Source organism: Fusibacter sp. JL298sf-3 (assembly GCF_053842995.1).
Map to the genome: position 1 here is coordinate 2,856,220 of NZ_CM132608.1, position 13,480 is coordinate 2,869,699.

Genomic DNA, 13,480 nt, shown 5'->3' on the forward strand with positions numbered 1-13,480 from the left:
AAAAACGTCGGCACAGCGCAGTTTAACAAGCGCTTGTCGACGTTTTTTTTAGGGTTACAGTTTTAATTTTTCAATTATTTTTGAAAGGGCGGCGGACAGTGTGCTCAGTCCTTCGATTTCGTCGGCGAGTTGGCCGATGTTTTGATTTTGAGCGATAACTTTGTTCATCACTTCTTCAACACTGCTGTCACTGAGATCAAACGAGGTGTTGAGCGCGTTCATTTCGCTGTTGACGGTATCGCTGAACGCCGTAATTTCCTCGGTGGCCCCGTGCATCTCTTGTACCATGGCCGTCACTTGGGCGATATCGGCGGCAATAGCTGTAAACTGCCCTTCTACATTGCCTACCATTTCGTGTTCCTTTTCAATCAGCGCTAGGGTTTTGCCCATTGAAACTTGCGTGGTGTCGATGCGCTCTTGAATGTTGACAATGAGGGCTTCAATAGAAGTCACTTGTTCGGCGGATTCTTCGGCGAGTTTCCGGACTTCTTCTGCCACCACGGCGAAACCGCGTCCCTGTTCACCGGCTCGAGCCGCTTCTATAGAGGCGTTAAGTGCGAGCATATTGGTTTGACTGGCGATGTTTCGGATGCTGGTGACAATGGAGCTGATGGCCAAAGATTCCGCCTTGAGCTCGGCGACCTTTTCACCGGTTCCGGAAACTTGTGAGACCGTCTCGTCGACGAACTGGCGCATCTCGGTCATTAGTGTCGTCCCGTCTTCGGCACTTTCAGAAGTTTTGATGGCCACTGTGCTGAGAGAGGCCGTGTGTTCCGCCACTTGTGTGATGGCATCGTTGATTTGGGCCACCTGGTCGACAACGCGCCGCGTGGATTCGGTGCGCGTTGCAATGGTGGCGTCGCTTGCCTCCATGGCGGTTTCAATAACAAGGGCGTTGCTCTCTGCTTCTTCGAGCATGGCGGTAAAGCTCGCCGTATTTTCTGTAAGCTGTGCAGACGATTGGCGAATGGTGGACATCAAACCCTGAATGGTGTCGAGCAGTTGGTTGATGTGCGTGGCCATTTGACCGATTTCGTTGTTGCTCTTAATTTCAATGCGCTTAGTGAGATCGCCTTCGAGATTTGATATCTCCTCAACTTTTTCAACCAGTGTTTGCATCGACCGCATCTCAGCTTTAACGATAATACTTACGACGATGTTTACAGTGGCCAGTACGAGGAGGAGTAAGGCGACAAAAGACCCGATGATACCGCCGATGACCAACCAAATTAAATCGGTTTTGATGGTGGTGTGAATGACGAGTCTTTCGCCGTCAGCTGTTTCAGCGGGGAAATAGAAATCCAGGGGCTTTCGGTTGAGTAAAAACTTTCCGGACAAATCGGTGCCAGTGGCCGTACCGGTGGCATACGCCTTTTCGAGATCTTCAGAGACCTCGGCAAGCGGGTCTCCGGTGTCATGAAATTTCCCGTTTTCAATGCCGTAGAGGTACACCCATGCCCCGTCTTTTTTCGTCAATATATGCAATCTGTCAGATACTGCAGAGATGTCTTTTTCAAGAGCGACGATTTCTTCCTTAATGCGTTCAAAGGTACCGTAATCACTGTTTGTTTCGTCCCATAGCCCGTCGGATGTCATGTGGCTGAAGCTTTTTTCAAGCCCGGTGCCGACGGCGTTAAAGGAGAGTTTGGCAAGTGTCGAGACGTTGTCAAAAATAAAAGAAGTCACGACGATGCCGACGACGAGAAACAAGAGGGTCATAACCAACATAATTCTCGTTGTAATCTGTCGACCGAGCTTTTTCGTTTTTTGCTTTTTCATGGTCGTAGCAATGCCTCCGTAATATTTTATAGTGATAACCTATTGGTAGCGTAATCTTTTTTCACAAAGTTGTCAATTCATCTGTTTAAAAGTTTGCAATATTAATAATGTGTTTACAAATATTATGACCGGGCAACCGGCTATTGCTTGACTTTGTATAAGATGTTGGGTATAATCAAATGACTTAAAAAAATAGGTTGCGAGGTTGGCGTGTCCTGCACGTCATTAAAAGGGAAGTTTGGTGAAAATCCAACACGGTCCCGCCGCTGTAATAGAGGAGTTTTATACGAAAGCCACTGGGTGACCGGGAAGGCGTATAAAATGATGAGACTAGAGTCAGAAGACCTGCCTTGCAAACGCACCGATACTCCACGGACGATGGAGGGGGCTGTTTCGCGATAAAGCGATTATTCAACCCTTGCCGTCTGTGGTAAGGGTTTTTTTATGCACACAAAAGACTAAGGAGAAGAAGATGAAAAAACTGAGTACCTTATTGATGGCATTTGTGTTGCTTTTTTCACTTGCCGGATGCGGAGCGGACGACTCCGCGAAAGAGACGCCTACGACGCCAACGGATACGACGAAAGAAGCCGACGCTGAGAAAGCACCTGATGAAACAGCAGATGGTGCAGAGGCACATTACCCTGTGACTATTACGACGTACAACTACGCAAAAGAACCGGTAGAGATTACATTTGAAAAGGCGCCTGAGCGCGTAATTGCCGTTTACCAAAACTCGATAGAGACACTTTTGGCACTTGGCTTAGAAGATAAAATTGTGGCGGCGTCCGGGCTGGACCATGAGGTGAAAACAGAACTGCAATCGGCTTTTGAAAATGTGACCTATTACGATCAACGCATTAGCAAGGAAGAAGTCATTGGCCTTCAACCGGACTTTATCCTCAGCTGGTTTTCACTGTTCGGCGAAAAGAACCTCGGCGATGTGTCGTTTTGGCACGAAAGAGACATCAACACATACATGGCACAAAACAGTGGTGTGATTCAACCCAACACCCTTGACAACGAGTACGAAGATATTTTAAATATAGGCAAGATTTTCGATGTGGAAGAGAAAGCGAAAGCCATTGTCGAAAATATGAAAGCAGAAATTGCTTCAGCACAGGCGTATGTCGCCGACAAAGAAAAGGTTAAGACCGTTATCCTCGAAGTTCAAAAAGACGGCGTGTACAGAATTTACGGTGAAGACAGCATCGGCGGGGACATTGCTACGAAAGTCGGTGCAGACCTCGTCGCTAGAGAAAACGGCAAAATCGGTTCGGAAGATTTGGTCGCTTTGAATCCGGAAGTTATTTTCACCGTCTACTACGGTGACGCAATCGTCAGAGACCAAGCGTTGGAGAGTCTTCTAAACAACGAAGGGCTTAAGAGCATCCAAGCAATTGAAAATGGACGCGTTCACCCTATTATGCTTAGCGAAGTGTACGCAAGTGGTATCCGTACACTCGACGGGATTCAATCGATTATCAAAGGGCTTTACCCAGAGAAATGAAGCCATTTAAAATGACTGTAATTTTGAGCCTACTGGTCGTAGTACTGGTGGGCTCTGTCCTCGTCTCGGTCTCCATCGGCAGTGTCAACATACCGGTTGGAGATGTTTTTGGTGTCATTTACGGTAAAATTGCCCATGACGATACCCTGCTGAAAACGTTTGAAAGAGGCACGGAAGACATTGTGTTTTATATAAGGCTGCCGCGGGTGCTGTTGGCCCTTTTGGTCGGCGTGGGCCTTTCCATATCCGGTGTTGTTATGCAAGCTGTGGTGAAAAACCCACTTGCCGACCCCTACATCCTCGGGATATCCTCTGGCGCCTCTCTCGGGGCGACTCTCGCTCTCGCCGCGGGCATCGGTACTTTTTTTGGGCCGAATTTTGTCGGCATCTGTGCGTTTATAGGGGCTTTCTGTACCGCGCTGTTGGTGCTGACTTTGGCGGGGATACGCGGGAAGACCAGCGGTACGCGCCTGATTTTAGCGGGGATGGCCCTCAGCACGGTGAGCTCTTCTATTTCGAGTTTTGTCATCTATTTTTCAGACGACCGCGAAGGCATTCGCAGCATCGCCTACTGGTTAATGGGCAGTGTCTCCGGTGCCAAATGGGACTCTTTAAAGATTTTGGCGTTGCTGACGGTTTTGGTCACCGTGTTTTTTATCAGTCAGTGGCGTACACTAAATTTAATGCTCTTAGGCGATGAAGTGTCGCTGACACTTGGAAAAGAGCTTCATCACTACAGGACACTGTACCTTTTGGTGGCGTCGCTACTCGTCGGTTTTGTGGTGTACAGCTCGGGGATTATCGGCTTTGTGGGTCTTATCGTGCCACACTGTGTGCGGATGCTCGTTGGAACAGACCACAAGAAGGTCTTGCCGGTGGCAACCCTCGCCGGAGGGATTTTCCTAGTGTGGGCCGATCTCGCGTCGCGTGTAATTGTCAAGGGAAGCGATATGCCCATTGGCATTGTGATTTCCATGATTGGCGCGCCGCTTTTCATCTATTTGATGCTTAGAAGATCCTATCATTTTGGAGGCGCGTAATGGTCATAGAAAGTCAATCGGTTTTTTATGAAATCGAAACAAAGCAGATATTGAACGGTGTGGATTTTATTGCCCCTGAAGGGGCATTTGTGGGCATCATCGGCCCCAACGGATGTGGCAAAAGTACTTTTTTACGCTGTTTGTACAAAGCCATTAAACCTTCTAAAGGTGCTATTTTCCTGGATGAAACCTCTGTGGATAAAATCAAAACGCGCCAAATGGCGCAAACTATAGGCGTTGTAACGCAACACAACGATTACGTCTTTGATTTTAAAGTGGAGGAAATCGTCCGAATGGGTCGAACGCCTTACAAGAAGTTTCTAGAAGGCGATTACCATAAGGACACGGCCATCGTCTTAGAGGCGCTTAAGAAAGTCGATATGTACGGTTTCAAGGACCGCAGCTATGCGTCTTTATCAGGCGGTGAAAAACAGCGCGTCGTGCTCGCGCGGGCACTGGCGCAGGAGACGCCGTTTTTGATTCTCGACGAACCCACCAACCATCTCGACATCAAACACCAACTCAGTTTTATGAAAACGGTTAAGAAATTGCCGTGTACAGTGATTGCCGCTGTGCACGACCTCAATATAGCCGCAGCGTACTGTACCCATTTATACGCCATGAAAGACGGTGTGATGTGTTACAGTGGCACACCTTCAGAAGTCTTGACGCCGGAGGTGATTAAAGAGATTTACGAAGTCGACGCGCAAATTGTCCACGAGCAGGGGATTCCCCACATTTTGTACAAAGCGCTTTAAGATTAAAAGTCTGTTAGATTCTGATAACTTTCAAAATCTATCGGACTTTTTGTGTTATGATGGTACTAAAGTTTTTGAAAATGGGAGGCGTTGTCCAATGAAAAAGCAACGTAAAAAAGGGTTGTATTATGTCGTGCTCATAATTATAGGTGGGGTAATCGGTGCCCTTGAAGGCCGCTTTGGCGTGCTGAGTGGTTTTTTAGGCATTTATTCCCCTGTGGACTATCTTTCACTGATACCACTTTTAGGGGTTGCATTTTACCTTACCGTTATCGTACACGAACTCGGACACCTGTGTATGGGCGCGTTGGTCGGTTTTCGCCTGATTCGATTTAACACTCTGATTTTAACCGTTGTGCGGGTAAATGATCGACTGAAATGGCGCCTTGAAAAGATGCGAAAAGGCCAGAGCTACATCGGTTACTGTGCGATGATGCCAAAAGATGAAACCGTGGGCAACAAGGCTTACGCATGGTTCTTTCTGGGGGGCTTGTTGATGAACGCACTGGTCTGCGCTTTGTTGATCATCGCTTTTGCTGTTGGAATAGACAGTGCTCTAACCAGACGATTTTTCGGGCTTTTGCTCGCGTTGAACGGTTTGTTTTTCTTATTTAACCTTTGGCCTAGAAAAGAGGGGATGCTGTTGACAGACGGTCTTTACTTTAAGAGTCTGTACCGAGAGGTGCCTCAAAGTGCAAAGATTCGTGCTCTCTTCAATTTATCCGGTGCATTGGGCAACGGAAAGCTCTATTCAGAAGTAGAAGTAACGACCCCTTACCATTCGGATTTTGAAGATGTCCTCGATTATTCTCTTGCTATTGTCACAGGGTCTAAGGCACACTATGAAAATCAAACAGCTTTGTGGCTAAAAGTTGCAGGCGACTTGGAAGACCATTTGACGGCTGCACCGGGGTATCTTAAAGCCGATGCAATGCTGTGTGTGTTTATGGCGATGTGCACAGAAGAACGGTTTGACGACGCCAAGGGCGTATTTGAAAAGTTGGCACCTCTGTTAATAGCGGAGAGCACGCAGCAAATTATAGGGCATGCTTACAAAGCTGTGTATCTGGATCGGGATGCAGAATCGTTTGAGCTCTGGGCAACTAAAGTGGGAAGCCTCAAGGTGCCGGCAAGTGATAAGGCATATTGTGTCGAGGTACTTCAGCGCCTTGAGGCTGTGTTAAGAAGCTGTTAGCGTCTTAGATAGGCACCTAAGAGCAAAAGACCGCATCCGATGCCAAATGCAATGCCGGCAGGTGCGTGTCCGGTTTGAGGCAAAGCGTCTGACAGCGGTATGTCTTCATCTGTCAACGTAGGTGCCGAAAGGCTCTCCTCAGTGACATAGGTGTCAGAGAGGCTCTCCTCAGTGACGTAGGTGTCAGAGAGGCTTTCCTCAGTGACATAAGTGTCCGATGAGGTGACTGTGAGGGGGCGGTAGCGTATTTCTACGCGGACGCTGTCGTGCCCGTAAAACCCCACGGCGTTTTCCGGCATTTGTCCCGGACCGTAGCCCTCAAAGTCCAGTGCAACAGCGTAGTAGGCATCGCCTATTGGACCGTTCATGACGACAGGTGGTGCCAAAACGTCGCCATCTTCTGAGAGGTGAAAGACGACGACATCGCCGGCGTCATTAGTTGCAAAAACGGTCGTTCCCAACATCAGTAGAAGACAGGTGAGCAGAAACAGATTTTTGTACACAAACCTCATGATATACTCCTTTCTCGTTCTTTATGGCCTTTTAAGTACATACCCGATTTTATCTTAAAGTTCACTTAGAGATGGTTGTCTTGTCTTCCTTTTTATATGGGAATTTGGTATGCTAAGACGAGAGGTGAGACGATGAAAATAATTAAACAACCTAGGGAGGCTTTTGAGCGTATCTACGAGCGTTTGGAGGCGACCTTTCCACCAAATGAGCTCAAATCGAAGCGCACTTTTTATAACTTAATAGACGACGGTGCCTACGACATTATTGAAGCGTTTGACGAGACAAGTGACGCGTATGTGGGGTTTGCTTTACTGCATACAATTGAAGAGACGCAAACGCTGTGGTTAGACTTTATCGCCATCGATGAAGAACAGCGGTCAAAAGGCTATGGCAGCCGTTTTTTCAACGCATTGTGTGCCTATTATATGCCGAAGTACACCAGTATGTTGCTAGAGGTAGAAATGCCCACAGGAGAAGATGAAAATCAGCTGCGCCGGATTCGATATTACGAAAATCTCGGCGCCAGTGTGTTGCCAATGGTTTACGCCTTACCGACATACGACGGTGCGTTTCCGATGCACCTAATGTACAAAGGCCTTCAAGACGGGGCAGTACCGAAATCAACCTGTATTTTAGCGTCTATAAAAGCCACTTTTAACTATATTCATAGAGATATTCCGCATAAAGATGCTGTTTACACAACTGTAAAATGGGGTAAAAATATCTAGCTTATGAACTGTTTTAGCGTTTAGGTGAGCGTATGTTTACAACTCTATCAGAACTGTTGGACTTTTTGTCCATTGAATTTAAAGTCTTGTTGACGGCGGCCATGCCGGTTGTGGAACTAAGAGGCGCCATTCCCGTGGGTATTTCATTGGGCTTGGAGCCATGGCATGCGATGCTGCTCAGCATTGTAGGGAGTATGTTGCCCGTCCCCGTCATCTTGTTTACGGTTAGGCCGGTCTTCAACTGGCTGAAAAAAACGCGGGCCTTTGGCACGCTGGTCGAGGGCCTTACCAAGCTCTCGCTAAACAACAGCGGACAAAAGGTTCAAAAATACGGCGCTTGGGGACTCGTTCTCATTGTGGCCATTCCGCTTCCGGGAACCGGTGTTTGGAGCGGCAGTTTGGCTGCGGCGCTCCTCAATATTCGGTTTAAGTGGGCTTTTCCGGCGATATTCGCCGGAAACCTCATCGCGGCTTTTGCCGTGACCTTTCTCAGCAAAGGCGTTGTGAACATTCTAAGCTGAGTGTGCCGCTTTTTAAGCGGCGATACATATCGTATTAAAGTCTTGAAGGTGACGCATGTTTGATAAAAAGAGAAAGCTTTTATTCACATACAGTTGGACGCTTTTAATTGTCGTACTGTTGGTATTTTTATCTCGCTTTTTTTACGGCGAGACTCTAAAACTTCATCAAAGGGGTGTCGCGTATCTCGACAGCGGTTGGACTTTTGAAACGGACGGGCGCACAGAGGCGGTAGAAGCGCCTCTCCCGACACATTACCATCTGCCGGAGAATATGCAGTACGCTGTTAAAAAAGTTCTCCCAGAGGCTTTTGACGCCGAGCAGACCCTTTGCTTTCGCGGCTCTTTGCAGCGCGTTTCTGTTTGGTTAGATGGCGTCGAACTCTACAGTCGACAGTTTGAATCGATACGAGGGCTATCGATGCCCGTGGCCAGCGCTTGGCATGTGATGACGCTTCCACCGAAATCAGCGGGCAAAACGATTGAAATCAGATTGTCATCGCCTTATGAGGATATGTCTGGCTACCTCAACCCAGTTTTTTACGGTGGACAAGGCGATGTTATGCTGGAAGTGATAGAGACACATGGTTGGGATTTTGTGACATCCTTTATCATCCTCGTCATCGGTGCCGTTATGGTGGTTTTTCCGATGCTGTTTAGATTGCCTAATCGCAAGCAGTTTCTCTACCTGGGTCTATTTGCCATCAGTATTTCACTTTGGCTGATTGCTGAATCTAGGCTCATTCAGTTCTTTGTCGGCAGCGCCTTTTACATAGGCAGTAGCGCCTACATCATGCTGACGCTCTTCCCCATTCCCATTTTACTATTCGTTAGGGAGTTTGTACTCATCGGTTATAAAAAGTACTATACATTTGCTGTGCGCTTGTTCGCTTTCGAAGCAGTTGCCATTTTACTGATGCAGCTTTTCTCAATAATGGATTTTTACGAATCGGTTCGCATAACGCATTTTACCATTTTTTTGACGATTTTAATGTTGGCGTACACGATGCTCTATGAAATTAAGAACAAACGCAATGAAGAAGCCCTGTACTTTTTTAAGGCCCTGCTCGCCCTTTTGATATTCGGAATATTTGAGTTGATTCACTTTTACTTTATTGGGGTTATCGCCGTGTCGCTTTGGGTGCGCTTAGGGTTTTTATCCTTTGTGGTAACGCTGGGCGTTCACACGGTTCAGAGACTTTTAGATGCGTTAAGAGCCTCGTTTGAGACCGAGTATTACCAAAAACTCGCCTATGAGGACCGCGTTACAGGGGGGCCTAATCGAACGGCCTTTGAAGAGGCGTTTGAGGCATTTTTTAAGGCCCCTGAAAAACTCAAAACGCTACGGCTGGTCATTTTTGACTTAAATAAACTGAAGATTATCAACGACCAGTATGGGCATGTAGAAGGCGACCGGGCTATTCGATTGGCCTACACTTGTATCTCGGAGACCTTTGGCCTCGTGGGGACATGTTATCGAATTGGAGGCGATGAGTATGCATGCCTTATTGAAGGCAGTCAGTGCGATGACGCGCTGTTCAATAAATTGGAAGTCCTTTTCCATAAGAAAATCGATCAAGCCAGTCGTTCAGTGACTTACCCGTTTGGCGTCGCCTTTGGCGATGTGACCTATGACGCGCGCTGCGACACCACCGTAAAGGCCATGATGTACAGAGCGGATCAGAAGATGTATGAAGACAAGATTAGAAGGCAGATAGGAGGGAGCTATGCTCAGCGCAAAAGCGAAGCTGGCGCATGATGCGCTCAAGACCATGGGGTACAAAGAAAGTCTCGATTTTATCAACCCACCGCGCATTCGCCGCAATAAGTTGCCGAAGTTTTTACTCAAGCTCTACGAAGTCGCCGAAAAGCATCTGGACGGGTGTCGCTACTTTACGGTAGGGCAGTCTTGTGAGCGGCATGTGGTCTTTTTCCACGGCGGTGGGTACGCGTTTGAAGCGGCTATCGGCCATTTTCTCTGGATGAAGCGCATATTAGAGACCTACCGTTGCCAAATAACGTTTATTGAATACCCCTTGGCACCTGAAAATGAAGCGACTAGAACTTTTGATGTGGCAATCAAGTTGTACGAGAGACTTGTCGCCGAGAATCCCGACCAGGTGTTTACGCTAATGGGGGATTCGGCTGGAGGTGGCCTTGCACTGGCTGTCGCCGTTGAAATCAAGCAGCGGGGACTAAAGCAACCGGTCTCCAACATTCTCATATCGCCGTGGCTCGACGTCAGCCTTTCAAATCCTGAAATTCCCGCTCTCGCCGAGCGCGATGTGGTACTCGATATTGAGAAAACACGAGAAATCGGAGCGGTGTACAGTCGTGTGCTCGGGAAGGCGCATTACAAAGTCTCACCCATCTATGGCGATCTCAATGGTCTCGGTGATATCCTAGTCCTCTATACCAGTGAGGAGATTCTGAAACCCGATTGTCTAAAGCTCATTGAGGCGGCGGATTTAATAGGGACGCGGATTAAAGGCATTGAATTTAAAAATCTTTGGCACGACTTTATCTTGTGGCCTATCCCCGAGCGGGATGAGGCGTTGGCATTGTTGTGTGCATATTTGTAAGGAAGGCATAAAATGACAGATAAAATTAAAATGATACTCGATGTCGACACCGGCATCGACGACGCAATTGGGATTGTTTTAGCGGCGACTGCACCGGAGGTGACGCTCCTAGGGATTACCACGGTTTCGGGAAACATCGATTTGGAGTCGGCGACAAAGAACACCCTTCGCGTTCTCGACTTAATCGATGTGACCACTGTACCTGTTCACATGGGCGCGGCAAAACCGCTAAAGCGGTCCATACGCTATGCTACTGAAGTTCACGGGGCCTCCGGAATGGCGGGGCAACTTGAGGATGTGGCGGTGGCGCTGCCAACTGGTAAGGACGCTGTTTCATTTATAATTGAGCAACTTGAAGCACACAAAGGTGAAGTAACACTTGTGATGACCGGTCCTCAGACCAACTTTGCGCTGGCACTGGAAAGAGAGCCTAGAGTTGCCCAGTGGGTGAAGAACATCGTCATTATGGGCGGCGTGGTGCTCGGGCGCGGCAACGAGTCACCTGTGGCGGAGTTCAACATCGCCATAGATCCAGAAGCCGTAGACAAAACGTTTAACTGTGGTGCGCAAGTGACGATGATCGGTCTCGACGTGACTAAAAAGGCTATTTTAACAAAGGCACATTTGGAGGCACTCGACGCTTCGAAACCCCTGACACAATTTGTGAAAGGCGTGACCAAGCAGTATATGGATCGTTATTTCATGGACGACGGCATCTATGGCTGTCCGATGCACGACCCGCTTGCAGTAGCGGTGGCCATTAACCCTGACCTCGTTAAAACACAAAGGCATTTCGTCGCTGTGGAGCAAAACAGCACTTACTGCGATGGTCAGACCATCTGCGACTTCAACGGCAAGTGGGGAATAACCCCTAATGTAGATGTTGCACTGGAAGTGGATGACCAAGCCTTTTTAAGCCTGCTAATCGATCGACTGAAAACGGCCGGCGTCCCTCGAGGAGGTCTGAAATGAAAAAGGTGCGAAAAGCCGTAATTCCCGCAGCGGGGATGGGCACGCGGTTTTTACCTGCGACAAAGGCCATGCCCAAAGAAATGCTGCCGATTGTAGACAAGCCGACGATACAGTATATTATCGAGGAGGCTATAGCTTCCGGAATAGAAGAAATTTTGATTATTACCGGGCGCAACAAGCGCGCCATTGAAGATCATTTCGACCGCTCTATAGAACTTGAACTCTTGCTCGAAAAACAAGAAAAAGCCGAACTTTTGGCCTGTGTTCGCCGCGTATCGGAAATGGCGGATATTCACTACATCCGCCAAAAAGAGCCGAAAGGTCTTGGGCATGCAATCCACTGTGCCAAAGCATTTGTGGGCGATGAGCCCTTTGCGGTTTTACTTGGGGACGATATTGTATATGCCCCGGAAAAACCGTGCTTAAAGCAGTTGCTCGACCAGTACGATCGCCTTCAGACGTCTGTTTTAGGGGTCCAAGAAGTCCCCATGTCCAATGTCAACCAATACGGTATCGTCAGTGGCACTTCTATGGAAGAAGGTCTGTATGCTGTAGAGGAACTCGTTGAAAAGCCCGCTGTAGAAGATGCGCCGACAAATGTGGCCATATTGGGGCGCTATGTGATTACGCCTGAAATTTTCGAAGTTTTAGGGAACACAGCGGCGGGGAAAAATGGAGAAGTCCAGTTGACGGATGCCTTAAATACCCTTTTATCAAAGCAAAAAATATGTGCTTACACATTTGAAGGCAAACGCTATGACGTCGGCAACAAACTGGGCTTCTTAGAGGCGACAGTTGAAATGGCGTTGCGTCAAGAAGCCTTAAAAGAGCCTTTTTTGGCGTATTTAAAAAGCGTTCTAAACACCGACGTCCTGTAGGGCGCGACGGATAAATCCTCGAAATGACTTCTTCGGGGATTTTTTATGGTATAAAAGGAGGGAATTGTCTTGAATTTTAACAGCGTTGATATGAAGCGCTCTGCTGACAAACGGGCTGAGATCGAGCGCTTGCTGTCCGACAACTTTATGGAGGACCCCTTGTATGAGTATATATTTCCTCGGGAGGAGACGCGGAAAGCGTGTCTGTCCATTTTTTTTAAAGCCTATTGTCGTTATTTGGCGTCGACGTCGTCTTTTATGGTATCGGAAGACGGTCATGCAGTGGGCGTCGTATATGACCCGATGCTTTACAAAGGGGGGCTTGTCGAACGCTTTCGGCAAATTCGATTTGCAGTCGAGGCTTTGCCCATGGTGCGATACGTGGGCCTAACAGGGTATCGGCGTTGGTTTCAGGCGGTGTCCAAAATGAGTTCGGCGTGGATTGAACGGCATTTTGATGCCCCTGTTTACCGACACCTCGATTTAATGGTTGTGTCGCCGTCGCAACGAGGGAAAGGGTATTTTAGAGCGTGGTTTGATGCTGTATGCGCCGCCTGTCCACCTGAGGTTGTGGGGTTGACACTGGAAACGCAGAGTGCAGAAAATCAAAAACGCTATGCACATATGGGGTTTAAGACCGTTGAAACCATTGATTTTAGAGAGGCGCAACTCACACAGTACTGCATGGTGTATTTTGTAAAAAATTCTAATAAAAATTCGTTAGAATATTTACAAAATTAAAAAAATGTGATACACTATTGGTAAGTTTAATGAACTTACTAACAAAAGGGAGGTTGCGTGTAATGAAAAAAAGAGTTGTTTCGGCCATGGTTCTTTTTGTATTAATGGCAACAAATGTTTCTGGGGTGCTTGCAATGATGGACAATTCCAACAGAGGAGCAGAGGTGCTCTACGATCCCCCTCCAGTAAGATCTTCTACAGATTTAATCGAATAGCAGACTTTAAAACGATTTATGTGTTGGTGCATAAATCGTTTTTCATTGTAA

At 47.6% G+C, this 13,480-nt stretch carries 14 protein-coding genes and 1 riboswitch; of the genes, 12 read left to right on the top strand and 2 right to left on the bottom strand.

Going from position 1 to position 13,480, the window contains the following annotated elements; translation table 11 throughout:
- Positions 1-54: 54 nt before the first annotated feature.
- The gene (locus tag ACR6HW_RS13490; protein ID WP_455728246.1) at positions 55-1,779 is read right to left on the bottom strand and encodes a methyl-accepting chemotaxis protein; all 1,725 of its coding nucleotides are present in this window, start codon (positions 1,777-1,779) and stop codon (positions 55-57) included.
- A gap of 185 nt (positions 1,780-1,964) precedes the next feature.
- Positions 1,965-2,146, top strand: a riboswitch (cobalamin riboswitch).
- Between the two features lie 105 nt (positions 2,147-2,251).
- Between ACR6HW_RS13490 and ACR6HW_RS13495 the strand changes: the two genes are divergently transcribed.
- The 4 genes from ACR6HW_RS13495 to ACR6HW_RS13510 all read left to right on the top strand — a co-directional run bounded on the left by ACR6HW_RS13495 (position 2,252) and on the right by ACR6HW_RS13510 (position 6,282).
- Complete coding sequence (locus ACR6HW_RS13495) at positions 2,252-3,289, top strand: ABC transporter substrate-binding protein (protein WP_455728247.1); 1,038 nt, start codon at positions 2,252-2,254, stop codon at positions 3,287-3,289.
- Complete coding sequence (locus ACR6HW_RS13500; protein WP_455728248.1) at positions 3,286-4,329, top strand: FecCD family ABC transporter permease; 1,044 nt, start codon at positions 3,286-3,288, stop codon at positions 4,327-4,329. The genes ACR6HW_RS13495 and ACR6HW_RS13500 overlap by 4 nt, the downstream gene beginning before the upstream one ends.
- Positions 4,329-5,087, top strand: a complete 759-nt coding sequence (locus tag ACR6HW_RS13505; RefSeq protein WP_455728249.1) for an ABC transporter ATP-binding protein — start codon at positions 4,329-4,331, stop codon at positions 5,085-5,087. The genes ACR6HW_RS13500 and ACR6HW_RS13505 overlap by 1 nt, the downstream gene beginning before the upstream one ends.
- A gap of 97 nt (positions 5,088-5,184) precedes the next feature.
- Entirely contained in the window at positions 5,185-6,282 is a 1,098-nt protein-coding gene (locus ACR6HW_RS13510; protein ID WP_455728250.1) for a zinc metalloprotease, read from the top strand.
- On the opposite strand, the gene ACR6HW_RS13515 is transcribed toward ACR6HW_RS13510, so the two are convergent.
- Positions 6,279-6,794 (bottom strand): MucBP domain-containing protein, encoded by a 516-nt coding sequence (locus tag ACR6HW_RS13515; protein WP_455728251.1) that lies wholly within the window; start codon positions 6,792-6,794, stop codon positions 6,279-6,281. The two genes, ACR6HW_RS13510 and ACR6HW_RS13515, sit on opposite strands and share 4 nt — an antisense overlap.
- A gap of 132 nt (positions 6,795-6,926) precedes the next feature.
- On the opposite strand from ACR6HW_RS13515, the gene ACR6HW_RS13520 reads away from it, so the two are divergent.
- The 8 genes from ACR6HW_RS13520 to ACR6HW_RS13555 all read left to right on the top strand — a co-directional run bounded on the left by ACR6HW_RS13520 (position 6,927) and on the right by ACR6HW_RS13555 (position 13,429).
- Positions 6,927-7,523: a GNAT family N-acetyltransferase gene (locus ACR6HW_RS13520; RefSeq protein WP_455728252.1), complete on the top strand. Its 597-nt coding sequence runs from the start codon at positions 6,927-6,929 to the stop codon at positions 7,521-7,523.
- 32 nt (positions 7,524-7,555) lie between these two features.
- Entirely contained in the window at positions 7,556-8,044 is a 489-nt protein-coding gene (locus ACR6HW_RS13525; protein WP_455728253.1) for a COG2426 family protein, read from the top strand.
- A gap of 55 nt (positions 8,045-8,099) precedes the next feature.
- Positions 8,100-9,800, top strand: coding sequence for a sensor domain-containing diguanylate cyclase (locus ACR6HW_RS13530; RefSeq protein ID WP_455728254.1), 1,701 nt, complete (start codon positions 8,100-8,102; stop codon positions 9,798-9,800).
- Entirely contained in the window at positions 9,769-10,623 is an 855-nt protein-coding gene (locus ACR6HW_RS13535; protein WP_455728255.1) for an alpha/beta hydrolase fold domain-containing protein, read from the top strand. Before ACR6HW_RS13530 ends, ACR6HW_RS13535 begins: the two co-directional genes overlap by 32 nt.
- Before the next feature lie 12 nt (positions 10,624-10,635).
- Positions 10,636-11,595 (top strand): nucleoside hydrolase, encoded by a 960-nt coding sequence (locus ACR6HW_RS13540; RefSeq protein WP_455728256.1) that lies wholly within the window; start codon positions 10,636-10,638, stop codon positions 11,593-11,595.
- Positions 11,592-12,473 carry a UTP--glucose-1-phosphate uridylyltransferase GalU gene (galU, locus tag ACR6HW_RS13545; RefSeq protein WP_455728257.1) on the top strand — a complete coding sequence of 294 codons (882 nt, stop codon included), beginning with the start codon at positions 11,592-11,594 and terminating at the stop codon, positions 12,471-12,473. The genes ACR6HW_RS13540 and galU overlap by 4 nt, the downstream gene beginning before the upstream one ends.
- A gap of 69 nt (positions 12,474-12,542) precedes the next feature.
- Complete coding sequence (locus ACR6HW_RS13550) at positions 12,543-13,214, top strand: GNAT family N-acetyltransferase (RefSeq protein ID WP_455728258.1); 672 nt, start codon at positions 12,543-12,545, stop codon at positions 13,212-13,214.
- 62 nt (positions 13,215-13,276) lie between these two features.
- The gene (locus tag ACR6HW_RS13555) at positions 13,277-13,429 is read left to right on the top strand and encodes a hypothetical protein (protein WP_455728259.1); all 153 of its coding nucleotides are present in this window, start codon (positions 13,277-13,279) and stop codon (positions 13,427-13,429) included.
- The last annotated feature ends 51 nt before the right edge of the window (positions 13,430-13,480 follow it).

Bases quoted from the DNA above. Each gene is read 5' to 3' on its own strand.
- ACR6HW_RS13490 (WP_455728246.1), bottom strand. From the start codon at position 1,779: ATGAAAAAGCAAAAAACGAAAAAGCTCGGTCGACAGATTACAACGAGA.
- ACR6HW_RS13495 (WP_455728247.1), top strand. From the start codon at position 2,252: ATGAAAAAACTGAGTACCTTATTGATGGCATTTGTGTTGCTTTTTTCA.
- ACR6HW_RS13500 (WP_455728248.1), top strand. From the start codon at position 3,286: ATGAAGCCATTTAAAATGACTGTAATTTTGAGCCTACTGGTCGTAGTA.
- ACR6HW_RS13505 (WP_455728249.1), top strand. From the start codon at position 4,329: ATGGTCATAGAAAGTCAATCGGTTTTTTATGAAATCGAAACAAAGCAG.
- ACR6HW_RS13510 (WP_455728250.1), top strand. From the start codon at position 5,185: ATGAAAAAGCAACGTAAAAAAGGGTTGTATTATGTCGTGCTCATAATT.
- ACR6HW_RS13515 (WP_455728251.1), bottom strand. From the start codon at position 6,794: ATGAGGTTTGTGTACAAAAATCTGTTTCTGCTCACCTGTCTTCTACTG.
- ACR6HW_RS13520 (WP_455728252.1), top strand. From the start codon at position 6,927: ATGAAAATAATTAAACAACCTAGGGAGGCTTTTGAGCGTATCTACGAG.
- ACR6HW_RS13525 (WP_455728253.1), top strand. From the start codon at position 7,556: ATGTTTACAACTCTATCAGAACTGTTGGACTTTTTGTCCATTGAATTT.
- ACR6HW_RS13530 (WP_455728254.1), top strand. From the start codon at position 8,100: ATGTTTGATAAAAAGAGAAAGCTTTTATTCACATACAGTTGGACGCTT.
- ACR6HW_RS13535 (WP_455728255.1), top strand. From the start codon at position 9,769: ATGCTCAGCGCAAAAGCGAAGCTGGCGCATGATGCGCTCAAGACCATG.
- ACR6HW_RS13540 (WP_455728256.1), top strand. From the start codon at position 10,636: ATGACAGATAAAATTAAAATGATACTCGATGTCGACACCGGCATCGAC.
- galU (WP_455728257.1), top strand. From the start codon at position 11,592: ATGAAAAAGGTGCGAAAAGCCGTAATTCCCGCAGCGGGGATGGGCACG.
- ACR6HW_RS13555 (WP_455728259.1), top strand. From the start codon at position 13,277: ATGAAAAAAAGAGTTGTTTCGGCCATGGTTCTTTTTGTATTAATGGCA.